Origin of the sequence: Shewanella sp. AS1 (assembly GCF_021412565.1) — a bacterium.
In the GTDB taxonomy this organism is placed as follows: domain Bacteria; phylum Pseudomonadota; class Gammaproteobacteria; order Enterobacterales; family Shewanellaceae; genus Shewanella.
The window spans coordinates 1-283 of sequence record NZ_JAKCLJ010000117.1; the positions used below are offsets into that span (position 1 = coordinate 1).

Consider the following 283-nt stretch of genomic DNA (forward strand, 5'->3'; position numbering starts at 1 on the left):
GCCTGGACGAGCTTCCTGCAGTCGACGACGTCGGAGGGCGCGTCCTGTCTCGGCCCCCACTCCGGCCTGAAGATGCAGGAGGCGCGCTTCGCGGAAGCGCGCGCGGCGCTCAGCGACGCCGCGAGGACCACGATCGTGCTCGTCACCCGCCCTGACCGCGCTGCGCTCCGCGAGGCCGAGCGCACGTCGGGCGAGTTCGACGCGCTCGGGATGAAGAACCAACACCTTGTCGTCAACGCCGTCTTTCACGCCGCAGATCGCACGGACGCCGTTGCGACTGCCC

Annotated in this window: 1 protein-coding gene; it reads left to right on the forward strand. The window is 70.7% G+C overall.

Annotation, left to right across the window (positions count from 1 at the left end; all coding sequences use genetic code 11):
- Positions 1-283, forward strand: a 283-nt coding sequence (locus tag LZP69_RS16310) for an ArsA-related P-loop ATPase (protein ID WP_326490276.1), incomplete at both ends; no start/stop codon positions are given.